Below are 23,229 nucleotides of genomic sequence, written 5' to 3'. Positions count from 1 at the left end.
GGCGTTTTGGGAAGCTGGCTCAGTATGGAGGGGGATGAACCATGCCCAACGAACAACGACATTATTCCAATGAACTGAATCTGGAGAGTGTGGGCATCAATCTGCCCTACAATATGCAGGCCGAGCAGAGCGTGCTGGGCGCGGTGCTGCTCAAGCCTGAGACCCTGACCGATCTGGTGGAAATCATCCGGCCGGAGATGTTCTACACCCGGCAGAATGCCCAGATCTACTCCGAGATGCTGCGCCTGTTTACGGCGGACCAGACCATCGACTTTGTCACCCTGCTGGATGCCGTCATCTCCGATGGCGTGTTCCCCAGTGCGGACGAGGCAAAAGTCTATCTGACCGGTCTGGCCGAGACAGTGCCCAGTATCTCCAATGTGAAGGCCTATGCCCAGATCGTGCAGGAAAAGTATCTGGTGCGCCAGCTGATGGGCGTTGCCAAGGACATTCTGCAGGACGCGGGCGATGAGCCGGACGCTGACCTGCTGCTGGAAAACGCCGAGCAGCGCATCTACGAGATCCGCTCCGGGCGGGATTCCAGCGCGTTGACCCCGCTTTCCTCCAGCATGGTGGAGACGCTGACCAACCTGCAGAAGATCAGCGGCCCGGATGCCGACAAGTACAAGGGCATCCCCACCGGCTTCCGTCTGCTGGATACCGTCCTGACCGGCCTTGGCCGCGGCGACCTCATCATTCTGGCCGCCCGCCCCGGTATGGGCAAGACCAGCTTTGCGCTGAACATTGCCACCCGAGTTGCCATGCAGCAAAAGGTGCCGGTGGCCATTTTCAGCCTGGAAATGACCAAAGAGCAGCTGACCAACCGCATCCTTTCGGCGGAAGCTGGCATCGACAGTCAGGCTTTCCGCACCGGTGCCCTTCGCAGTGAGGACTGGGAGTATCTGGCACTGGCAACGGAAAAGCTCCACGATGCCCCCATCTATATGGACGACACCTCAGGCATCACCATCACCGAGATGAAAGCGAAGATCCGCCGGGTCAATCAGGATCCCACCCGCCCCAATGTGGGCCTGATCGTCATCGACTACCTGCAGCTGATGACCACCGGCCAGCGCAGCGAGAACCGTGTGCAGGAGATCAGCTCCATCACCCGAAACCTGAAGATCATGGCTAAGGAAATGAATGTGCCCATCATCGCGCTTTCTCAGCTGTCCCGTGCGGTGGAGAAGCAGGGCAACAACTCTTCTCACCGGCCCCAGCTGTCGGACCTGCGTGACTCCGGTTCTATCGAGCAGGATGCCGACTGCGTCCTTTTCCTTTACCGTGATTCCTACTACGCCAGCCAGAACCCCGATGGGGCAGAGGTGGATGCCGATACCGCGGAGTGCATCGTGGCAAAGAACCGCCACGGCGAGACCAGCACGGTGCCGCTGGGCTGGGATGGCGCACACACCCGCTTTATGGATGTGGACTTCAAACGCTGATGAACGACGAAACATCAAAATTGATCGCAAAAGTAGAACGCTTTGCCCGGCAGGAGCAGCTGTTTGCGCCTGCGGAGCCGGGCCGGGCTCTGCACCTGTGCGCCGCCGTTTCGGGCGGGGCCGACAGCATGGCGCTGCTGCGGGTGCTGCTGGAACTGCGGGAAGCTTTTGGGTATCCCCTTACGGCCTGCCACGTCAACCACGGCCTGCGGGGTGAGGCTGCGGACCGGGACGAAGCCTTTGTCCGGGCCGAGTGTGCCCGGCTGGGGGTGCCGCTGACAGTCTTCCGCCCGGCAGATGTGGGAATGACTGTGCCGCCCCATGCCGGGGAGGACTGGGCCCGCAGACTCCGCTATGCCTGCTTTGCCCAACTGCTGGCAGGCGGGATAGACTGCATTGCAACGGCCCATACTGCTACTGACCAGGCCGAGACCCTGTTGTTCCGGCTGGCCCGGGGCACCGGGCTGCACGGGGCAGGGGGCATCCGGCCCAGGCGGCCCGGCTACTGCCGCCCGCTGTTGGGACTGACCCGGGCCGAGACCGAAGCGCTCTGCGCCGCCTTTGGGCAGGGCTGGGTGACGGACGAGACGAACGAGTCCGATGCCTACGCCCGCAACCGTCTGCGCCATGGGGCCGTTCCGGCCTTGCGCAGCGTCAACGATGCGGCAGAGGAAAATCTGGCCCGCTTCTGTGAAAAGGCGGCCCGCGCGGACGCATACTTTTCCCGGCGGGCAGAACAGCTGCTTTCCATCGCGCGTCTGGATGCAGCCCAGACTGCCTGTAAGGCCCCGAAAGCCAGGGAGGCATGGCGGCTGAAGCCGCTGCAGGGCGCTGACCCGCTCATTCTGGAAGCGGCGCTCCATAGCCTTGTTGCTCCGGTGCGGGATGCCGAGGAAAAATACATCCGCCTGCTGGCAGAGCTGGTGGAGCAGGGGAGCGGGGCGGTGCAATTGACCGATACGGTCCGCTTCTGCGCAGGCAGCGGGATGCTCTGGCAGGAAAAGAGCCGGCCGGAAGCGGCTGCGGTCCCTGCGTTTTCGCTGTCGTTTGCCCCTGCCGATGGGGCGGAATTTGCTCTGCCTGGGGGCCAAACCCTGAAAACACGGCTTTTTGTAAGCGGTTTTCGAGAAAAAACACAGGGTGTTCATAAAAAAGACTTAAAAAATCGGGCGGATTATGCTAGAATAACCTTGTTATATTCTGCCCTTACGCTGCGCACCCGTCAACCGGGAGATCGGTTCCGGCCTGCGGGGCGGGGGCTGAGCAAGCCCCTGCGCAAATGGATGAATGAGGCAGGCATTCCTGCCGGAATACGAGAGGGCCTGCCGCTGCTGGCGGCGGGCAGTGAGATCCTGTGGGTCTGTGGGGAGGGCTTTGCCGAGGGGCTGGCCCCGGACGAGGAGACTGCACAGATCTTGCAGTTGGAATTGGAAAATGGAGGAACAACCCATGAGCATGAATGACGATATCAAGAACATCCTGGTCAGTGAGGAAGCACTGAAAGCCAAGGTTGCCGAACTGGGTGCACAGATCAGCAGAGATTACGAGGGCAGAAACCTTGTCCTCGTCTCCATCCTCAAGGGTTCGGTGGTTTTCATGGCCGACCTGATGCGGGCTGTGACCATCCCCTGCAACATTGATTTTATGGTCGTGTCCAGCTACGGCGGCAGCAATACCACCACCAGCGGTCTGGTCAAGATCATCAAGGATCTGGACGGCGACCTTTCCGGCAAGGACGTGCTGATCGTGGAGGACATTCTGGATACCGGTGTCACCCTTTCCAAGCTGGTGCCCATGCTCAAGATGCGCAACCCGAATTCCGTGAAGATCTGCACCATTCTGGACAAGCCCAGCCGCCGCAAGGCCGACATCCAGCCCGATTACGAGGGCTTCCAGGTGCCGGACGAGTTTGTGGTGGGCTATGGTCTGGACTACGATGAGAAATACCGCAACCTGCCCTATGTGGGTGTGCTGAAACCGGAAATCTACGCATAACAAAAACGAATTAGAACTGGAGTTGATCCCTTTTGCAACCGAAACGACCTCGCTTTAATCCCCTGATCCTGGCGCTGGCACTGGCCGGTGTTCTGATGATCTGGTCGGTGCTGGGCACCAGCGACAGCAGTACCGGCGGCTCCACCATGAGCTACTCGACTGTGGTGCACTACTTTGAGAACAATCAGGTTACAGCCTTCACGCTGGACCGCAACACCAGCATCATCACCCTGACGCTGAAGGAGGGCAAGCAGGAGCTGCCCGAAACCACAGGTGCCACCGCTGCCACACAGGCCTCCGGCGGTCTGCTGAGCAATATGTTCTCCTCCTCCACCTCTTCCGTGGGGGCGACCAGAAACGATGACGGCACGGTGACGGTGCGCTACAAGCTGCCCTACGCCTATGTGTTCATCGAGAACGTCCAGCAGTATATCGATTCCTATGACGCAGCCAACCCCACCGCGCCCATGGAGTACGATTACACCACTCTGAAGGAGTCCATCCCCTGGATGGAGATCCTGTTCTACCTGGGAATGCTGGGCTGCACCGGCTTCCTGCTCTTCTCCATGATGCGCGGCGGCGCTGGCGGCGGCGGTATTATGAACGTGGGCAAGGCCAAGGTGAAGGACGAGCACGAGAACAAAAAGACCGCGACCTTTGCCGACGTTGCCGGTGAGGACGAGGAAAAGGAAGAGCTGAAGGAGGTCGTGGAGTTCCTCAAGAGCCCCGACAAGTTCAACACGCTGGGTGCCCGCATCCCCCACGGCGTTTTGCTGGTGGGCCCTCCGGGTACCGGTAAGACCCTGCTGGCCCGTGCCTGTGCCGGTGAGGCGGGGGTGCCCTTCTACTCCATTTCCGGCTCCGACTTCGTGGAAATGTACGTCGGTGTCGGCGCGTCCCGTGTGCGTGACCTGTTTGATAAGGCCAAAAAGACCATGCCCTGCATCATCTTCATCGATGAGATCGATGCCGTGGGCCGTCAGCGCGGCGCAGGTCTGGGCGGCGGCCACGACGAGCGGGAGCAGACCCTGAACCAGCTGCTGGTCGAGATGGACGGCTTTGAGGCCAACGATGGTGTCATCGTGATGGCAGCCACCAACCGTGCCGACATTCTGGATAAGGCACTGCTCCGTCCGGGCCGCTTTGACCGTCAGGTCTATGTGGGCCTGCCCGATGTCAAGGGCCGCGAGGAGATCCTCAAGGTCCACACCAAGAATAAGCCTCTGGCTCCCGATGTCTCCCTCAGAGTCATCGCACAGCGCACCGCAGGTTTTGCGGGTGCTGACCTGGAGAACCTGGTCAATGAGGCCGCTCTGCTGGCTGCCCGCCGCAGCCGCAAGGCTATCACCATGGAGGACATCGAGGAAGCTTCCATGAAGGTCATGGCAGGCCCTGAGAAGAAGAGCCGCGTTGTGACTGCCGAGGAAAAGAAGCTGACCGCCTACCATGAGGCGGGCCACGCCGTGGCAGGCTTCTATTGCAAGCACCACCCCCGCGTGCACGAGATCACCATCATTCCCCGCGGCCAGGCTGGCGGCTACACCATGTATCTGCCTGAAAAAGATCGCAGCTATGTGACCAAGGGTGAGATGTTCGAGGATATCGTTTCCAGCCTGGGCGGCCGTGTGGCCGAGCAGCTGATCCTGGAGGATATCTCCACCGGTGCCTCCAACGACCTGCAGCAGGCAACCAACATTGCCCGCCAGATGATCACCAAGTACGGTTTCTCCGAGCGCCTGGGCCCTGTGGTTTACGGCACCTCGCAGGAGGAGACCTTCCTGGGTCGTGATTTCACCCAGGGCAAGGGCTACAGCGAGAGCACCGCTGCCGAGATCGACGGCGAGATGCGGGATATCATCGATGAGGCTTACGAGACCTGCCGCCGCACCCTGACGGAGCACATCGACCAGCTCCATGCGCTGGCACAGGCTCTGATGGAACGCGAAAAGCTCAACGAGAAGGAGTTCAACACCGTGATGGCCGGCGGCAAGCTGCCCCCGCGTGACGGTGACGAGCCTGCACAGGAACCCGCCGCACCGGCGGCCCCTGTGGAGACCGCAGAACCTGCCGAGAGCGCAGAGCCCGCTGAACAGGCGGAGCAGGCCGTGCTGGGTGAGGAAATGCCCGACCCGGTGCAGGATGCCCCGCAGGAAAACGAATGATCGAAGGGAGCGAGTGTCGTGGAGGAAAATTTTAACCCGGTCGCACGCACCCGGGCCAACTATTATACCCCGGGCAGCCCGGTGCAGTTCGTCTGTGTGGAACTGCTCAAGGGCGAACTCAGCGGCGAGAACGCAGTCTGCCTGACCTTCAAGAACATCTCCAAGGTTACCCTGACTGCACTGGAGATCCACTTCAAGTGTAAGGGTGTGGACGGTATCATCCTGTGTGAGGATGCCTTTGAATACCGCGAGATCGAGGTCAAGCCCGGTGAGAGCTTTGGCATGGACGATGCCGTGTTCGTGACCCAGAAGGCCATCACCAGCGTGGATGTGGTCCTGAAGAATGTATACAGCGGCAAAAAGGTCGTGCATCTGGATGCCATCAAGCGCGTCCGCCTGCCGGCCCCGCGCCGCCTGAGTCCGGAGCTGGAAAAGGCACTGGAAAGCCGGATGAACCGCACCGGCCTCAAGTATATGCCGCAGGTGTTCGAGAACGGCTGGTACTGTGCCTGCGGTTCCTTCCACCCGAAGGAAGAGGACACGGTCTACTGCACCGAGTGCGGCTGTGACCGCATCCTGCTGCAGAACGCCCTGAACACCCTGCTGCAGCCCGGCCAGAAGGCCGCCCCTGCAGAGCAGGCCCCGGCGGCGGAGGCCACCCGCGTGGTGAGCGCCGCCCCGCAGGAAGAGCCGACCCGCATCGTGGCCAGCGCGCCGGTGCAGGCAGAACCCACCCGGGTCATCCCGACGGCCCGCCCGGCAGAGCCTGTCGGCGCTCCGACCAGCTTTGCACCGCCGGTGGAACACACCCCTGTTCCGGAAGCAGAGCCTACCCGGGTGCTGGATGCCGCCACCCGCGCGGCGTTCCCCGGCAGCGGTGCAGCGGCTGTGGATGACGAGGGCACCCGTGTGATGCCTGCTGCTGCCCGCCGTGCCGCCCCGGCCCGCCAGCCGGAACCCGAGGTGGAGCAGTACGATGAGGAGGACGATGCGGAAGAGAGCCGCGACGGCATTGCCGAGACCCTCGTCCGCTGGGTCCCGCCCATCACCGCCATCGTCTGCGCAGGCATTGCGCTGTGGGGCTTCGTCTATTATCAGTTTATGATGTAAATGAATGACGGAGGAGGCTGCGCTTCCTCCGTTTTTTGGTTGTACGAAGGAGAAACGTTATGCCCGACGAAGCACTGCAAACCGCTTTTGAGATCAAAACTACCTGCGATGAGATCAGCCGCAAGTTGCTGCGCTGGCACTGGGAGAACAAACCCGGGGAGCACAGCCTGGGAGCCCTGCTGGATCACATCCGCACCCGCCAGCAGGAGAGCCCCGAATATTATGACCGTCTGCCCGATCTGGCGGGCCGAAACAGCTGGCAGCAGCTGGATACCACCCTGTGTATGCGGGTGCTGCTGGACCCTGAAAAGGATGCTGCCCGCCCGCTGGATCTGCTGGGCAATACGGAGCACCCGGCTGCTGCCCGCCGGGCCTGCAACGCGGTGCGCACTGCCCGCAACGAAGCGGCCCATGCCTCCGACCGCACGGCGGCTGCGCAGGCGGCGATCCTCTTCAACGAGGCCGTGGAAGCACTGGAAGAAGGATATGCAGGCGCACCCCTGCGCACCAGTGAGCTGGGCCAGTATTACCGGCTGGCTGAGGATTATCTGAGCCGCTGCGGGGCCAAAAAGCCCATTGCGTCGGCAGCCCCGGAAGAGAAAGCACCCCGCGCGGCAAAGTCCGGCCAGAACACTGCGGGCAGGAAGAAAGAGGGGACTTCCGGCAGTGCTTCCCGCCGCAGCAGCACAAAGCAGAACACGAGCGGCCGCAGCTCCGGCGGCAGATCCCAGAACCGGAAGCAGGGCGGCAGCCGGAACAGCCGTGCCCGGGCCAGGCAGAAGCAGAAACAGGCCAATCGCACCGTTCTGCTGGTACTGCTGGCGATCCTGGCCGTGGGTCTGCTGATTCGCGGCTTTACCATGAACTGGCAGTGAAAGAGTGAGGGAACTATGAAGCAAAAACTGATTTTTCTGGATATTGACGGTACTTTGCTGCCGCCCGGTGAGATGACCATTCCGGCCAGTGCCGTGGAGGCCATCCGGCAGGCCCGGGCCAACGGCCACAAGGTGTTTCTGTGCACCGGGCGCAACCTGCGCATGACGAAGCCGCTGCTTGCCTACGGTTTCGATGGCTTTGTCTGCTCTGCAGGCGGCTATGTAGGCTGTGATGGGAAAATTCTCGTGGATCTTCCCATGGAGCCTGCGCAGGTTGAGGGCCTGCGGGAGGTGCTGGGGCGTGCCGGTGCCGAGTGCACACTGGAAGCCCGGGATGATACTTACGGCGGCATCAGGATGATCGAGCGGTTCGCCCATTTGTTCCCCCGCAAGCCGGGGCAGCTGAACAGCGAGGCCGAGCGCTGGCGCAAAACGATGGAGTATGGCATGACCATCCGGCCCATTGAGGAATACCACGGAGAGCCGGTTTACAAGGTGGTGTTCATCGCCCCCAACGAGGCCTGCCTTGCTGAAGCAAAGCAGCTGTATGAGGATCAGTTCATCTTCTGCGAGTCCCGGCTGGGGGATAACCCGTCAGCCATCGTCAACGGGGAGCTCATCAACCGCAAGTTCAACAAGGGTACCGGCATCAAGGCTATCTGCGATGAGCTGGGGTGTTCGCTGGCCGATACCATCGGCTTTGGCGACAGCGACAATGACCTGCAGATGACCGATGTGGTAGGCATCAGCGTCTGCATGGCCAATGGCTCTGACAACCTGAAAAAGCTCTGCGACCGCATCTGCCCGGCTGTGACGGAGGACGGCGTGGCAAGGGAGCTCAAAACTCTGGGCCTGATCTGAGAGCAGCCTTCCACAAAAGAAGAGATGATAACAAAAATTCCCGCTCCATCGAGCGGGAATTTTTGTTAGAGAGGGTTATTTCTGATGGACCGCCTTGTGATATACCGCGTAGGCGATCACGGCAGAGAGGGCCTCTGTGATCCAGAAGGCGTGCCAGACACCGGTAGGGCCCATGCGGCCGCACAGCACCCACGCAATGGGTATGATGAAGATGATGTAGCGGCAGAGGGAGATGACCAGCGAGGGCACGCCCTTGCCCAGACCCTCCAGTGCGCCGGAGGAGGTGGTAGACACTGCCGAGACGATGAACCCCAGGCAGATGATCCGCAGGGCGGCCTGGCCGATGGCGATGGTCTCAGGGTTAGAGGTGAACAGACCCATCAGCGGGCCTGCAATGGTCAGGCAGAGCAGGGTGCCAATGGCCATGATCCCGGCGCTCAGGCCCAGTGTCAGGTTGTAGAGCTTGGACACACGGCCATGCTCCCGGGCACCGTAGTTGTAGCCCACCAGCGGGCGCATCCCCTGCACGATGCCGTTGGCCGGCAGGTAAAGGAAGGTCTGGAGCTTGTAGTAGATGCCCAGTACCGTCACATAGCTCTGGGAGTAGACCGCCAGTAGGCCGTTCAGGAAGGTGACCAGCAGGCTGGGCAGGGCCAGATTCAGGATGGCCGGTACGCCGATGGCATAGAGCTTGCCGTCAAGGGCGGCATCGAACCGCAGGCAGCGGCGGGAGAAGCGGACGGCGATTTCGGTGGTGCAGTAGACATAGAGGTAGACCACAAGGGAAACGGCCTGCCCGATGCCGGTGGCAAGGGCCGCACCGGCAATGCCCAGGGCGGGCACCGGCCCAAGGCCGAAGATGAGGACGGGGTCGAGGGCGATGTTGGTCACGCAGCCGGTGATCAGCGCCACCATGGCAACGTTCATCCGGCCCACGGACTGGAAGATCTTCTCAAAGGCGAGGTCTGCCATGTTGACCAGCGAGAACAGGAACACGATGGTGGAGTAGGTCACGCCCATGTCCACCAGAGCGGGATCGGTAGTGAAGCGGCGCAGGAAGCCGGGCATAATGGCAATGCAGAGGACCATGCCCAGCACGCCGTGCAGCAGGGAAAACATCATGCCGTGGGTGGCGGCCCGGTTGGCGTTTTCGTGGTCGCCTGCGCCGAGGTAGAGCGCGATCTGGGCATTGATGCCGATGCCGAAGCCGATGGCCACTGCATTGACAAAGTTCTGGATGGGAAACACCAGCGAAAGCGCCGTCATGGCCTGTTCGCTGATCTGGGCCACAAAGAGGCTGTCTACGATGTTGTACAGGCTGTTCACCAGCATCGAGATGACGTTGGGCAGGGCCATGGAGAGCAGCAGCGGGAATACCGGTCTGGTTTTCATAAAAGTATCGTTCATTTTCATTGCTCCTGAGGGTCAGATTTGGATTTGAAGGCAAAGCAAAAGCCACACAATGGCTTTTGTACCATTGTGTGGCGAAAAGTTGCAGAATGCTGTAAAAATCCACACGATATTTTATTGGCTCAAAGATACCACATCACAGGGATACTTGTCAAGGACTTTTTAAAATAAAAGTATGACTTTTTACAGTGGGCCCTTGCCCTTGACATGGGGCGCGGCGGCGGTAAAATAAGAACAGAACGCACAAAAGGAGGATCTGCCATGAAATGGATGATCGCGTCAGACCTGCACGGGTCGGCTTATTACTGCCGCAAAATGCTGGAGGCCTTTGAGCGGGAGGGAGCCGACCGGCTGTTCCTGTTGGGCGACCTGCTCTACCACGGCCCCCGCAACGACCTGCCCCGAGAGTACGCCCCCAAGGAGGTCATCCCCCTGCTGAACGGGAAAAAGGAGAAGCTGCTCTGCGTGCGGGGCAACTGTGATGCCGAGGTGGATCAGATGGTGCTGGAATTCCCCGTGCTGGCCGATTATGCGGTGCTTCCGGTGGGGCAGCGGCTTATTTATGCGACCCACGGGCATATCTATCATGTAAAAAATCTGCCGCCGCTGGCCCCGGGAGATGTGCTGCTGCACGGGCATACCCATGTTCCGGCCTGGACAGAGTTCGGGCAGGGAAATCTTTATCTGAACCCGGGTTCTGTGAGCATCCCCAAGGAGAACAGCCCCCACAGCTACATGACCCTGGAAGAAAACACAATGCAATGGAAAGAGCTGGAAAGCAGCGCTGTTTTCCATGAACTGACCCTTTGATAAAGTCCCCGGCCGGTTTTGCGGGCAGCTTGAAATTTGCCCACCGGTATGGTATGATAAAATTGAAAACAGATCGGCAAAGTTCCGCAGAGCAGTGCTGTGCGGGGCAGGAGCCTTTTTGTTTCTGCAATGAGTTAGCTAAAACTAACAAAATGACGAAAACAGCGGGCTGGACTTGTGCAGTTTGACAGGGGTGCCCGCAGATACAGTATGGAGGGGACAACAATGGTAGAAACGATCCTGAGGGTCGATGGTATGATGTGCGGTATGTGCGAGAGCCACATCAATGATGTGGTACGCAAGACCGCCCGGGTGAACAAGGTGACTTCTTCCCACACCAAGGGCGAGACGGTCATCGTCTCGGAGCAGCCGGTGGATGTGGAAACGCTGAAGGCTGCCATTGCCGAAACGGGCTACACCGTGACCGGCGTGCAGACCAGGCCCTATGAGAAAAAGGGCTTCTTCTCGTTCCTGAAAAAGTAACAGCCCGGTGTTTCTGGCCGGGCTGATCATGCAAAACAGGAGGTATCTCGTTATGAGGATCTTGGTGTACGGCGCAGGCGTTCAGGGCTGTCAGCTGGCCCACAGTCTGGCACAGAACAAGAAAAATGTGGTCACCCTGCTGGCCCGGGGCGAGTGGAAGGAGGTCATCGACCAGAAGGGCCTGACCATCCGCCATATGCTCCAGCGGAAAACAACGGTGGATCGGATGCAGACGACAGATGTGCTGGCCCCCGAGGATGTGTATGACCTTGTGTTTGTCACGGTGCAGGCCGGGCAGCTGGCCGATGTGCTGCCCATCCTCAAAGCAAACCGGAGCCAGTACTTCATCTTTGTGGGCAATGATCCCTATGCGCAGGAGATGCTGCAGGCCATGCAGCGCCCGGTGGATAAGATCGCCTTTGGTTTCCAGAACAATGCAGGCCGCCGGGAGCATGACCGGCTGGTCAGTGTGCACATGGGGATGGGAATGACCGTTGGCGGCGCAACCGCTCCCCTGTCCGGCGCGTTCCGCCTGCGGCTGCAGGCTGCCTTTGAGAGCACCCACTACAAGTTGACCTATTACAGCGATATGGACGAGTGGCTCAAGAGCCACATCGCCTTTATCCTGCCCTGCGCCTATGCCTGCTATGCGGTGGATGGGGAACTTTCCCGCACCACAGTGGAACAGCGCAGGATGATCGTGGATGCCGCCTGGGAGTGCTGTGAGATGCTGAAAGCGGCAGGTGTACCCGTGAACGATGCGGAGAACACCGACCGCTACCGCGAGGGCACCAAACAGCGGAAAAAGACCGAGCGGATGGTCTACTGGATGGCGCAGACGGTCGTTGGGAAGTGGTGCATTTCGGATCACGCCATGCGTGCGGTGAGCGAGATGCAGTATCTGGATGAAGCGTTTGCCGCCCTGCGCGCCACCACATTGGTGGAGATGACTGCCTGGGATGAACTGCGCAGATCCCTGCCCAGAAAGAAGTAAGAGCCGGAAAATGTCCGGAGCATGAGAAAAAAGCCTGTCGGTTTTTGCGCTGACAGGCTTTTTTCTATTGGTTCCGTGCCCAGAAGGCAGCAAGCTGCTGCTCCAGCTCTGTGGTGCTGCGCAGGTATTGGAGCTGGTGCCAGTGGCGGGGAAACAGGCGGGTGTATTCACCGCGGGCAAAGCGGTCATCCAGCAGAAGCACTACGCCCCTGTCTTCCTGCGTGCGGATGACCCGGCCCGCCGCCTGCAGCACCTTGTTCATGCCTGGGAAGCGGTAGGCGTAGTCGAAACCGGTGCCGCCCGCCTCGTCATAGTAGCGGCGCAGGATCTCCTGCCGGGGGTTCACCTGAGGCAGACCCACCCCCACGATGGCACACCCGATGAGCCGGTCGCCCACCAGATCCACACCCTCGCCGAAGATGCCGCCCATGACCCCGAAGCCCAGCAGCGTTTTTGCAGGGCTTGGGCCGAACTGTTCCAGAAAGGCCGCCCGGGCCGCGTCGTCCAGACCACTCTCCTGGGCCAGCGTCCCGATGTCCGGGTAACGGGCGGTGAAGTCCTCGTGCACCTGCCGCAGATAGGCGTAGCTGGGAAAAAAGGCCAGATAGTTGCCCACCTTGGCCCGGGCCAGTGCGGCCAGCGCATCCGAGACGGCCTGCACACTGGCCTCCCGGTCCCGGTAGCGGGTGGAGATGCCAGGCAGGCAGTAGAGCCCCAGATGTTCGGGCGGAAACGGGCTTTCCAGAGCCACGGCCCGGGCATCGGGGCAGCCCAGCACGGAGCGGTAGTAGCCCGGCGGGGTGAGCGTTGCGCTGAACAGTGCCGCAGCCCGCCCGGCGGCAAGGCTGGCATCCACAAAGGGGGCAGGGTCAAGGCAGAGCAGCTCCCATTCCAGCTCGCTGCCCCGGGCTGTCAGCTGGGTGACAAAATGCGCGTCGTACCGCTCTGCTGCCCGGGTGATATCCTGCACCGCAAAGTAGAGCTCCAGCAGCTGGGCGTGGGCATCGGCCTCCGGGTTGGCCTCCAGCCAGTCCTGCAAGGGGGCCTGCAGGCTGAACAGCAGTCGGAGCAGCTCCTTCGGCAGCTCTTGCAAAAAGACCGTGCCATCTTGCGCCAGCAAAGGCTCCGGCAGCGGGAAGGCGGCTTCTGCCGGTTCGGTGTCCAGAAGGCTGGTCTGTTGGGTGAGATCCTCTGCCGGCGATTCGGTGGGCGCTGGACCCCGGCGGGGGGCCAGCTTCGTTACCGCCCGGCGCGCTTCCAGAAAGCCCCTGTCTGCCTTTGTCAACGCGGTTTTCAGTGCGCTTTTTCCTTTGCCGATGGCCCGTCTGGCATCGGTCAGGCTGCTCTTGCAGAACCGTGCCGAGTACATGGCTCTGGCCCGGTCCGGCAGGTTGTGGGCTTCGTCGATGAGAAAAATGTAGTCGCCCGCCGCATCGAAAAAGCGCCGCAGGTGCACGGTGGGGTCGAACAGATAGTTGTAGTCTCCGATGACCACATCACACCACTCGCTCAGGTCCAGCCCCAGCTCAAAGGGGCAGACCCTGTGCCGCCGGGCAGTCTCGGTCAGGGCGGCCCGGTCATAGGGGACGGCGCTGTCCAGCAGGTCGGCCAGCGCATCCTTCAGCCGCTCGTAGTAGCCGTTGGCGTAGGGGCAGGCTTCCGGCAGGCAGGCGGGACGGCCCTCAGCATCCTTGCACAGGCAGGCCTTCTCCTTGGCCGAAAGGGTCACGCTGCGCAGGGAAAGCGCCGGGTCTGCCGCCCGCAGACGGGCCAGTGCATCCTCAGCAGCGGCCTGTGTCGTGTTGCGGGCGGTCAGGTAGAAGATCTTTTCCCCCTTGCCCTCGCCCATGGCTTTCAGGGCAGGGAAGAGGGCACTCATCGTTTTGCCGATGCCGGTGGGTGCCTGGCAGAACAGCCGGGTACCGCCCTTCTGCTCTGCCTTGCCCGCAGCACAGGCGCGATAGACCTCCCCGGCAAGGGCACGTTGCCCGGGACGGTAAGCTGGAAACGGAAATTGCAGGGCCCCAAGGCTCCGGTTCCGGGCTTCCACCCAGTCCAGCTGCCGCCGTGCCCAGGGAAGATACTGCCGCAGCAGGTCGTTGAGAAACGCATCCAGCTCAGCGGCGGAGAAGTGCCGGGTATAGCGGATGATCTCATCGGTGTCGGTCTGATAATAGGTCAGCCGGACATCCAGTGTTTCCAGCTCCCGCTGCTCGGCGCAGATGGCCCCGTAGACCATGCCCTGCGCCCAGTGGCAGGGGTTCATGTCCTCCGTGATGGCATCGGTGGGCACGGCGGTGGTCTTGATCTCGTCGATGACCACCGTGCCGTCCTCATCGGTAAAAATGCCGTCGGCACGGCCCTCGATGGTGAACCCGATTCCCTCCATCGTCCGCTCTGCCGTGAGGAACACCTCAGCGGCGTAGCCTTCACCCGCCGCCTTCTGGAGCCTGCGGTGGATGCGTGCGCCCTCGTTGGCCCGGTCAAAGCCGGTAAAGCGGCTGTCGATACTGCCGGTGCGGAGCAGGAACTCCACCAGCTCCCGGACAGAGAGACGGATGGTTGGCATGGGGTTCACTTCCTTTCTCTTGAAATTCTGCGCTTCAGTCAGGTTGTACAGAACAGGGCCTACCCGAGACCCAGGATCTTTTGACAATTTGCTGCAACAGCATTCACCTGGTCAAAATCCACGGCGGCCCGGTAATAAGTCTCCAGTTCATCATGGCAGTTCTTGGCCTGAGCCATCAGGGCGACAGCCTGGTCGATGAGCTCGGAGGCGGCACGGTCGTTGAAGCGCAGGCGGGCGCGGAAGCCGGACAGGTTCTCCCGGTCCACAAAGCGGGTGCAGCGCACGGCCTGCACGCCGGGCAGCTGGATGGGATGCCAGAGGTTGTCGGTCAAAAAAGCCAGCCGCAGGGCCGGGATGAAGATGTGGTCGATCTGATCTTCAGGGTGCATGGCACAGGGGCAGGTGATGATGTGGTAGCCCCGGGCCAGCGCTTCGGCCCGGATGAGTTCCAGCAGCAGGCGGGAGACCGCCCCGTAATCATCCCGGAATACCACATACCGGTCGGCCAGCGCTTCTACCGTGCCCCGGTAGAATACCATCCCCTTGGGGGTGATGGCTGAGAGCAGCCGCAGCTCCTCGCCGGCGGTGCCCTCGGTGCGGGGAAGCAGCCGGGTGCAGAGTCGCTTGACGTAGCGGCGCACCTTTTCAAAGTTGGCGCTGCAGGCCTCGGCCCGGCGGCTGTCCAGCATCAGGCTGCCCGCCGATGCGATATACCGGGCTGCCCGGCCCCGCAGAGCGGCATTCCGGGCAAACAGGGCCTTGACCTCGTCCCGGTGGGGAGCCAGCTTTCCGGCATCGATGGTGTGGTATAGGCTCACCACCAGCTCGTCAGCCCCGGGCGCGTCCGGCTCCACCACATGGGGCGCGGTGGCATCGATGATGGCGCGTTTCTGGTCGAGGAAGATGACCCCGTCCAGACTGTCCGGGTCGCTGGCGCAGTGGATCTTTTCGATGCGCTGGCCCTGCTGCTCGGCGGCCTGGGCCAGATGCTTCATCAAGGTGGATTTGCCGCATCCCGGCCCGCTTTTGATGAGAAGCATCTGCATCCCGGGCTCCCGGCGCAGAGGCTCAAAATAACCCTTGAAGCCCGCCGGTGTGGTGGCCCCCAGAAAGAAATCGGGGGAACGGCTTTGGATCGTTTTCATATCAGAACACCTCACTTTTGCTTTAGGGTATGCAAAAATGAAGGGAGATGATACTTGGAAACGGCCTTGCCCTCTCAGTCTCGCTCCGCTCGCCAGCTCCCCCAAAGTGGGAGCCCTTGGCAGTTTTTGTGAGCTTCATCTTTCTGCCAAGGCCTCTCCCTTCGGGAGAGGTGGCATTGCGACAGCAATGACGGAGAGGGTGAGCTTGTTAATATGTGTTAATATGTGTGCCCGCACACCTCGTGGATCTTCTCCCGCAGGGCCACAAAATCCGCAAAGGCGGCGGGTTTGTTCTGCGCCTGCCGGAGCAGGGCAGCGGGGTGGAAGGTGCCCATAAACCATACGCCGTTCTTTTGCACAAAGGTGCCGTGCTCCTTGGTCACGGAGAAATCGGTGCGGATCATCCGCTGGGAGGCGATGCGGCCCAGGCAGACCACGATCTTTGGCTGCAGCAGCTTGAACTGTTCCCGGAGCCATGGCATACAGGCCTCGCTCTCGGTGGGCAGCGGGTCACGGTTCTGGGGCGGGCGGCACTTGACGATGTTGGCAATGTAGCAGTTTTTGCTCCGGTCCAGATCGATGGCAAACAGGTATTTGTCCAGCAGCTGGCCGCTGCGGCCCACAAAGGGCAGGCCCTGCTCGTCCTCGCTCTGGCCCGGGCCTTCGCCCACGAACAGCACCTCAGCAGTCTGGACACCCTGCCCGAACACCACATGGGTGCGGTCAGTGCACAGCTCACATCTGCGGCAGGCAAGGCACTCGGCCTTTAATGTATCCCAATCCATAGCAGTTTGATCTCCTTGCAGCTGAATGATAATTTATTCACAAATAAAAAATGTTTTTCTCCTAAAATAATAGCACAAAAAGCCAATTTTGTCTTGAACTTTTTGCCGGGTGTGCTAGAATAAAAGAGAAAGGCATCCTTGTGTCCAACAGGCACCCGGATGTGAATATTGGATAGTTAATTCGGAGGTAATCAACAATGGCTGATATGTTCGCACCGCTGGTAGCACAGCTGAAGGCAAACCCCAAGACGATCGTTTTTACCGAGGGCAATGACCCCCGCATCCTGGAGGCAGCCAGCAAGCTGCTGGCCGAGGGCGTTCTGAAGGTTGTCATGGTGGGCAACGAGGCTGAGTGCAAGGCTGCTGCTGCCGCAGGCAATTTTGATATTTCCGCTGCTGAGATCATTGACCCTGAGAACTACGCAGGTTTCGACGAGATGGTGAACACCATGGTCGAGCTGCGCAAGGGCAAGCAGACCGCTGAAGAGTGCACCGCAATGCTGAAGAAGTCCAACTACTTCGGCACCATGCTGGTCAAGATGGGCAAGGCTGACTGCCTGCTGGGCGGCGCTACTTACTCCACCGCCGATACCATCCGCCCCGCTCTGCAGCTGGTCAAGACCAAGAAGGGCGCACACCTGGTGAGCTCCTGCTTCATTCTGGACCGTGACTTTGGCGAAGAGGGCCTGAAGCGCATTGCCATGGGTGACTGCGCTGTCAACATTGATTACACCGATACCGTTGATAAGGCTACCGGCGAGGTCAAGATCGCTGCTTCCGCAAAGCTGGCTGAGGTGGCCGTTGAGACTGCCAAGACCGCAAAGCTGTTCGGCATCGATCCGAAGGTCGCAGTTCTGAGCTTCTCCACCAAGGGTTCCGGCAAGGGCGGCACCGTTGCTCTGAGCCATGACGCTACCATCAAGGCTCAGGAGATGGACCCCGAGCTGGCTGTGGACGGCGAGCTGCAGTTTGACGCTGCCGTTGCTCCCGAAGTTGCACAGGTCAAGTGCAAGGGCAGCAAGGTCGCTGGCCAGGCCAACACCTTCATCTTCCCCTGCATCGAGGCCGGCAACATCGGCTATAAGATCGCTCAGCGTCTGGGCGGCTACGCTGCCTACGGCCCCATTCTGCAGGGCCTGAACGCACCCATCAACGACCTGTCCCGTGGCTGCAACGCTGACGAGGTCTATAAGATGAGCTTGATCACTGCCTGCCAGTCCTAACTTTTATTCAGCACTCTGCCCCTTCTGGTGTAATGCCGGAAGGGGCTTTTGTTTTGCATGTTGTTTGATGGTTTTGCCAAAGGCTCCCCCTTTGGGGGAGCTGGCGCAAAGCGCCTGAGAGGGTGAGCCCGCTGCCGGGGGCTTGCATTCTCCCCCGAAACATGCTATAATAGTCAAGCACAAAATGTGCCATGCCGGACAGCGCCTGCTGCGTGGTTCGACATACGGATGCGGGCCCTGTACGATGGGGCCGCTGTGAACCAGGTCAGGTGGGGAACCAAGCAGCCTTAAGCGGTGTGCCCCGTGCGTTTCAGTCAGCCTGCATCCGTATGCCGAGTTACGCAAGGCGGGGGTCAACCCCCGTCAGCGCTGCCCGGCTTTTTTGTTGAAAGGGGAGAAGCAGATGTATCGAGCCCTGTACCGCAAGTGGCGGCCCCAGCGGTTTGAGGACGTGGTGGCCCAGCGCGGCATCGTGACCGCACTGCGCAACCAGATCGCCACAGGCCGTGTGGGCCACGCTTATCTGTTTACCGGCGTGCGCGGCACCGGCAAGACCACCTGTGCCAAGATCTTTGCCAAGGCAGTCAACTGCCTGCATCCCCAGAACGGTGACCCCTGCGGTGAGTGCGAGATCTGCAGGGGAATCGACAACGGCAGCATTCTGGACGTGGTGGAGATGGACGCGGCCTCCAACAACGGCGTAGACGATATCCGTGATCTGCGTGATGAAACAGCCTACACCCCCAGCGCCTGTCATTATAAGGTATATATCATCGACGAGGTGCACATGCTCTCCACGGCAGCGTTCAACGCCCTGCTGAAAACGCTGGAGGAGCCGCCCGCCCACGTCATCTTTATTCTGGCGACCACGGAGATCCAGAAGGTTCCCGCCACCATCCTTTCCCGGTGCCAGCGGTACGATTTTACCCGCATCGGCCCCGAGGATATCGCCCAGCGTGTGGAGTACATTGCCGGGCAGGAGGGACTGGAGCTGTCCGGCGAGGGGGCGGAGCTCATCTCCCGCCTTGCCGATGGTGCCATGCGAGACGCGCTGTCCATTCTGGATACCTGTGCCGGTGTCACGGCAAAGATCGATGCGGACGTTGTCCGCCGGATGGCAGGCGTGACCGACCGGAGCTATCTGTTCCGTATTTCGGATGCGCTGGAAGCGCAGGATGCCGCCGCGGCACTGGCACAGCTGGCTCAACTGCGCCAGCAGTCAGTGGATGTGAAGCGGCTGACCGAGGAGCTCATTGCCCATTACCGTGCGCTGATGCTGGCGGCCCTGCCCGGCGGGCAGGCACTGCTCTCGGGTGTATCCCCGGAAGAGGAAAAGCTCTATCTGGAAAAAGGCCCCCGGATGGGGCAGCGGGAGGCGATCCGGGCCATCCGGGCTCTGGGCAACGCTCTGGAGCACATGACCCGTGGCAGTGACCAGCGGATAGAGCTGGAACTGGCCCTGTTCAGCCTTTCGGAGCCGCCCCAGCAGGTGGCGGTACAGGCTGTGCCCGTCGCCCGGCCTGCGGTCCCTGCACAGGAGGCCCCCAGACCGTTTGCGTCGGCACCGGTCAAGCCTTTTGTATGTGCACCGGCGGCATCGGCTCCCGTGCAGGAACCCTCTGTGGAACCGGCACCGATGCAGCAGTCTGAGCCGGAACCGGCACCTCAGCCCGTGGAACCGCCCAAGGCAGAAGCGGCAGCTTCTGCGGAAGAAGAGCTGCCGCCCCTGCCGGAGGAACCGCCGGTGACTTCGGAGGCTCCGCCCCCCTGGGACGAGCCGGCCCTGGCTGCGCCGCCGCAGAGAGAAGCGCCTCCGGCTCCCGCGCAGGAAGTGCCTGCGGCCCAGCCTCAGCCGGAGCCCAAGCCGGAATATACGGCTGATCCGGCGCTGAACAAGCCCCGCAAGGTGGCGGCAGAGGGAATCAATCCCTTCCCGCAGTGGGCAGAGGTCATCAAGCTCCTGCAGGAGCAGGATCCCATGCTCTACACCTACCTGAAAAAGTCCAAGGGTTACTTTGATGGTACCCGGGTGCTTATCGATGGCGGAAAGACCTTCCGGGATTTTATCCGCGCCAACAAGGAAAGCCAGAAGCTCATCAAAAAGCTGATCGCGCAGGTGTCCGGTGTGGCGGTGCCCATCGGCCCCTATGAATCCAAGACGGTCAATCGCGCTTCGGCCAACGCCGAGGAATCCCTCCGCAAGCTGGAACAGCTGGGGCTGGAGGTGTCGATTGAGGATAGTGAACGCAAAAAACGATAAAGAAAAGGAGAACCAACCATGAAAGCAAGAATGCCCGCAGGCTTCGGCCGCCCCGATATGAACTCCCTGATGCGTCAGGCCCAGAAGATGCAGGAAGATATGAAGGCCAAGCAGGCAGAGCTGGAAGCTGCTGAGTACACCGGCAGTGCATCCGGTGAGATGGTCACTGTGAAGATGAACGGCAAGCACGAGGTGCTGAGCATCACCATTAAGCCTGAGGCCGTGGACCCCGATGATATCGAGATGCTGGAAGACCTGGTGGCTGCTGCCGTCAATGCAACCGTCAAGCAAGTGGATGAGACTGCCGAGGCCGAAATGGGCAAACTGACCGGCGGCCTGAACATTCCCGGTCTTTGATCAAAGTGGAGGAGCACCATGGGTTATAATGCAGCCCCGCTGGAAAAGCTGATCGAAGAATTCAGCAAGTTCCCGGGCATTGGGCGGAAGGGTGCGACCCGGATGGCCTATCAGGTACTGAGCATGTCGGATCAGGATGCCGCCGCACTGGCGGGTGCGATCCAGAACGCCCACACCAAGCTCCACCGCTGCCGTGTCTGCCAGAATTATACCGAAGCCGAGCTCTGCCCCATCTGTGCCAGTGCCAAGCGGGACCGCTCTGTCATCTGTGTGGTGGAAACGCCCCGTGATGTGCAGGCGTTTGAGCGCACCCGAGAGTACCATGGAATGTACCATGTGCTCCACGGTCTCATCAGCCCCATGGATGGCATCGGTGCTGAACAGCTGACGGTCAAGGAACTGCTGGCCCGTCTGGGAGATGGTGAAGTGAAGGAAGTGATCATGGCCATGAATCCCACCGTTGAAGGTGAGGCAACGGCCATGTATCTGGCAAAGCTCATCAAGCCCCTGGGCATCAAGACCACCCGTCTGGCCTATGGCCTGCCCGTGGGTGCCAGCCTGGAGTATACCGATGAGACGACCCTGTACCGGGCGCTGTCTGGCCGGGGAGAACTGTGATCATTTGTATTTCAAAGCCCTGCGTTTGCGCGCGGGGCTTTGTGCTGTTTATGGGATAAAAAAGAAACACCCGGCCGGGGAAATGAAACAAATTCAAGAAATATAGAAAAAACTCAAAAAAGATGCAAAAAGGTGTTGACAGAAGGCTGGGGATATGGTATTATACTTGAGCGCCAAGGGCCGCCGGAAAGAATGACTTCTGAAAGCGGCGGAAGCAAAGCGAAAGAACCAATATGGATACGTTGAAAAAACGAGCCACAAGTTCGAAAAAAATCGAAAAGCTTCTGAAAAAAGTGCTTGACAAAAAATCACTTCTGTGGTAAAATAATCAAGTCGTCAGCCGCTAAGGCTGAGGCGCACAGGACCTTGAAAATTGAACAATATCGAAAAACTTGTAACGGAACCTATTTTCGTGTTGGAAAAACACGTTAAACAATTCCAAACAAAGTAATTCACACAGGACGCAAGCGATTGCGTGCTGAGCGAAAAAGATTTAACACTTTTAAGTGATAAATATCATTTATAAAGAGTTTGATCCTGGCTCAGGACGAACGCTGGCGGCGCGCCTAACACATGCAAGTCGAACGAGCGAGAGAGAGCTTGCTTTCTCGAGCGAGTGGCGAACGGGTGAGTAACGCGTGAGGAACCTGCCTCAAAGAGGGGGACAACAGTTGGAAACGACTGCTAATACCGCATAAGCCCACAGCTCGGCATCGAGCAGAGGGAAAAGGAGCAATCCGCTTTGAGATGGCCTCGCGTCCGATTAGCTAGTTGGTGAGGTAACGGCCCACCAAGGCAACGATCGGTAGCCGGACTGAGAGGTTGAACGGCCACATTGGGACTGAGACACGGCCCAGACTCCTACGGGAGGCAGCAGTGGGGAATATTGCACAATGGGGGAAACCCTGATGCAGCGACGCCGCGTGGAGGAAGAAGGTCTTCGGATTGTAAACTCCTGTTGTTGAGGAAGATAATGACGGTACTCAACAAGGAAGTGACGGCTAACTACGTGCCAGCAGCCGCGGTAAAACGTAGGTCACAAGCGTTGTCCGGAATTACTGGGTGTAAAGGGAGCGCAGGCGGGAAGACAAGTTGGAAGTGAAATCTATGGGCTCAACCCATAAACTGCTTTCAAAACTGTTTTTCTTGAGTAGTGCAGAGGTAGGCGGAATTCCCGGTGTAGCGGTGGAATGCGTAGATATCGGGAGGAACACCAGTGGCGAAGGCGGCCTACTGGGCACCAACTGACGCTGAGGCTCGAAAGTGTGGGTAGCAAACAGGATTAGATACCCTGGTAGTCCACACCGTAAACGATGATTACTAGGTGTTGGAGGATTGACCCCTTCAGTGCCGCAGTTAACACAATAAGTAATCCACCTGGGGAGTACGACCGCAAGGTTGAAACTCAAAGGAATTGACGGGGGCCCGCACAAGCAGTGGAGTATGTGGTTTAATTCGACGCAACGCGAAGAACCTTACCAAGTCTTGACATCCTGCGACGATGCTGGAAACAGTATTTTCCTTCGGGACGCAGAGACAGGTGGTGCATGGTTGTCGTCAGCTCGTGTCGTGAGATGTTGGGTTAAGTCCCGCAACGAGCGCAACCCTTACTGTCAGTTACTACGCAAGAGGACTCTGGCAGGACTGCCGTTGACAAAACGGAGGAAGGTGGGGATGACGTCAAATCATCATGCCCTTTATGACTTGGGCTACACACGTACTACAATGGCGTTAAACAAAGAGAAGCAAGACCGCGAGGTGGAGCAAAACTCAGAAACAACGTCCCAGTTCGGACTGCAGGCTGCAACTCGCCTGCACGAAGTCGGAATTGCTAGTAATCGTGGATCAGCATGCCACGGTGAATACGTTCCCGGGCCTTGTACACACCGCCCGTCACACCATGAGAGCCGGGGGGACCCGAAGTCGGTAGTCTAACCGCAAGGAGGACGCCGCCGAAGGTAAAACTGGTGATTGGGGTGAAGTCGTAACAAGGTAGCCGTAGGAGAACCTGCGGCTGGATCACCTCCTTTCTAAGGAGTCAGGCAGATGGAAGAACATCGAAGATGGTCGGCCATCTGGAACAGGTGACAGATACAAGCAGAGTAGATATTGTTCGATTTTGAGGGC

At 59.9% G+C, this 23,229-nt stretch carries 18 protein-coding genes, 1 rRNA gene and 1 other RNA gene; 16 read left to right on the top strand and 4 right to left on the bottom strand.

Annotated elements, in window-relative coordinates; translation table 11 throughout:
• The first annotated feature begins 41 nt into the window (after positions 1-41).
• The 7 genes from dnaB (at position 42) to GXM22_RS09415 (ending at position 8,448) form a co-directional block, all read left to right on the top strand.
• The gene (dnaB, locus tag GXM22_RS09445; protein WP_005931854.1) at positions 42-1,445 is read left to right on the top strand and encodes a replicative DNA helicase; all 1,404 of its coding nucleotides are present in this window, start codon (positions 42-44) and stop codon (positions 1,443-1,445) included.
• The gene (gene tilS / locus GXM22_RS09440) at positions 1,445-2,908 is read left to right on the top strand and encodes a tRNA lysidine(34) synthetase TilS (RefSeq protein ID WP_099357317.1); all 1,464 of its coding nucleotides are present in this window, start codon (positions 1,445-1,447) and stop codon (positions 2,906-2,908) included. The genes dnaB and tilS overlap by 1 nt, the downstream gene beginning before the upstream one ends.
• On the top strand, positions 2,895-3,440 hold the full coding sequence (gene hpt / locus GXM22_RS09435; protein ID WP_005931845.1) for a hypoxanthine phosphoribosyltransferase: 546 nt from the start codon (positions 2,895-2,897) through the stop codon (positions 3,438-3,440). Before tilS ends, hpt begins: the two co-directional genes overlap by 14 nt.
• A gap of 95 nt (positions 3,441-3,535) precedes the next feature.
• Positions 3,536-5,602: an ATP-dependent zinc metalloprotease FtsH gene (ftsH, locus tag GXM22_RS09430; protein ID WP_005931842.1), complete on the top strand. Its 2,067-nt coding sequence runs from the start codon at positions 3,536-3,538 to the stop codon at positions 5,600-5,602.
• Between the two features lie 18 nt (positions 5,603-5,620).
• Positions 5,621-6,712, top strand: a complete 1,092-nt coding sequence (locus GXM22_RS09425; protein ID WP_005931839.1) for a hypothetical protein — start codon at positions 5,621-5,623, stop codon at positions 6,710-6,712.
• Between the two features lie 59 nt (positions 6,713-6,771).
• Entirely contained in the window at positions 6,772-7,587 is an 816-nt protein-coding gene (locus tag GXM22_RS09420; RefSeq protein ID WP_005931836.1) for a hypothetical protein, read from the top strand.
• 15 nt (positions 7,588-7,602) lie between these two features.
• The gene (locus tag GXM22_RS09415; RefSeq protein WP_005931833.1) at positions 7,603-8,448 is read left to right on the top strand and encodes a Cof-type HAD-IIB family hydrolase; all 846 of its coding nucleotides are present in this window, start codon (positions 7,603-7,605) and stop codon (positions 8,446-8,448) included.
• A 75-nt stretch (positions 8,449-8,523) separates the two neighbouring features.
• Here the strand turns inward: GXM22_RS09415 and GXM22_RS09410 are convergent, their stop codons facing one another.
• Complete coding sequence (locus GXM22_RS09410; RefSeq protein WP_035393757.1) at positions 8,524-9,855, bottom strand: MATE family efflux transporter; 1,332 nt, start codon at positions 9,853-9,855, stop codon at positions 8,524-8,526.
• 264 nt (positions 9,856-10,119) lie between these two features.
• Between GXM22_RS09410 and yfcE the strand changes: the two genes are divergently transcribed.
• The 3 genes from yfcE (at position 10,120) to GXM22_RS09395 (ending at position 12,145) form a co-directional block, all read left to right on the top strand.
• The gene (yfcE, locus tag GXM22_RS09405) at positions 10,120-10,668 is read left to right on the top strand and encodes a phosphodiesterase (protein WP_005931821.1); all 549 of its coding nucleotides are present in this window, start codon (positions 10,120-10,122) and stop codon (positions 10,666-10,668) included.
• A 225-nt stretch (positions 10,669-10,893) separates the two neighbouring features.
• The gene (locus GXM22_RS09400; protein WP_035393754.1) at positions 10,894-11,151 is read left to right on the top strand and encodes a heavy-metal-associated domain-containing protein; all 258 of its coding nucleotides are present in this window, start codon (positions 10,894-10,896) and stop codon (positions 11,149-11,151) included.
• A gap of 52 nt (positions 11,152-11,203) precedes the next feature.
• A complete protein-coding gene (locus GXM22_RS09395) occupies positions 11,204-12,145 on the top strand; it encodes a ketopantoate reductase family protein (protein ID WP_035393752.1) in 942 nt (313 codons plus the stop codon).
• Between the two features lie 64 nt (positions 12,146-12,209).
• Here GXM22_RS09395 and GXM22_RS09390 read toward each other — a convergent pair whose 3' ends face one another.
• The 3 genes from GXM22_RS09390 to GXM22_RS09380 form a co-directional block, all read right to left on the bottom strand.
• Positions 12,210-14,714 carry an ATP-dependent DNA helicase gene (locus GXM22_RS09390; protein WP_005931813.1) on the bottom strand — a complete coding sequence of 835 codons (2,505 nt, stop codon included), beginning with the start codon at positions 14,712-14,714 and terminating at the stop codon, positions 12,210-12,212.
• A 59-nt stretch (positions 14,715-14,773) separates the two neighbouring features.
• On the bottom strand, positions 14,774-15,859 hold the full coding sequence (locus tag GXM22_RS09385; protein ID WP_005931811.1) for a hypothetical protein: 1,086 nt from the start codon (positions 15,857-15,859) through the stop codon (positions 14,774-14,776).
• A gap of 218 nt (positions 15,860-16,077) precedes the next feature.
• Positions 16,078-16,644 carry a uracil-DNA glycosylase gene (locus tag GXM22_RS09380; RefSeq protein ID WP_005931809.1) on the bottom strand — a complete coding sequence of 189 codons (567 nt, stop codon included), beginning with the start codon at positions 16,642-16,644 and terminating at the stop codon, positions 16,078-16,080.
• A gap of 197 nt (positions 16,645-16,841) precedes the next feature.
• On the opposite strand from GXM22_RS09380, the gene pta reads away from it, so the two are divergent.
• The 6 genes from pta (at position 16,842) to GXM22_RS09350 (ending at position 23,132) form a co-directional block, all read left to right on the top strand.
• Positions 16,842-17,867: a phosphate acetyltransferase gene (gene pta / locus GXM22_RS09375; protein WP_005931805.1), complete on the top strand. Its 1,026-nt coding sequence runs from the start codon at positions 16,842-16,844 to the stop codon at positions 17,865-17,867.
• A gap of 228 nt (positions 17,868-18,095) precedes the next feature.
• Positions 18,096-18,195: signal recognition particle sRNA small type (gene ffs, locus GXM22_RS09370), an RNA gene on the top strand.
• A gap of 75 nt (positions 18,196-18,270) precedes the next feature.
• Entirely contained in the window at positions 18,271-20,127 is a 1,857-nt protein-coding gene (gene dnaX / locus GXM22_RS09365) for a DNA polymerase III subunit gamma/tau (protein WP_035393719.1), read from the top strand.
• 18 nt (positions 20,128-20,145) lie between these two features.
• Positions 20,146-20,484 carry a YbaB/EbfC family nucleoid-associated protein gene (locus tag GXM22_RS09360; RefSeq protein ID WP_005931599.1) on the top strand — a complete coding sequence of 113 codons (339 nt, stop codon included), beginning with the start codon at positions 20,146-20,148 and terminating at the stop codon, positions 20,482-20,484.
• 18 nt (positions 20,485-20,502) lie between these two features.
• Complete coding sequence (gene recR, locus GXM22_RS09355) at positions 20,503-21,102, top strand: recombination mediator RecR (RefSeq protein ID WP_005931596.1); 600 nt, start codon at positions 20,503-20,505, stop codon at positions 21,100-21,102.
• A 519-nt stretch (positions 21,103-21,621) separates the two neighbouring features.
• Positions 21,622-23,132: ribosomal RNA gene (locus tag GXM22_RS09350) — 16S ribosomal RNA — on the top strand.
• The last annotated feature ends 97 nt before the right edge of the window (positions 23,133-23,229 follow it).

Source organism: Faecalibacterium duncaniae (genome assembly GCF_010509575.1).
Lineage (GTDB): Bacteria > Bacillota > Clostridia > Oscillospirales > Ruminococcaceae > Faecalibacterium > Faecalibacterium duncaniae.
The sequence above is the reverse complement of the archived record's forward strand: the minus strand, read 5'-3'. Positions and strand labels throughout refer to the sequence as shown.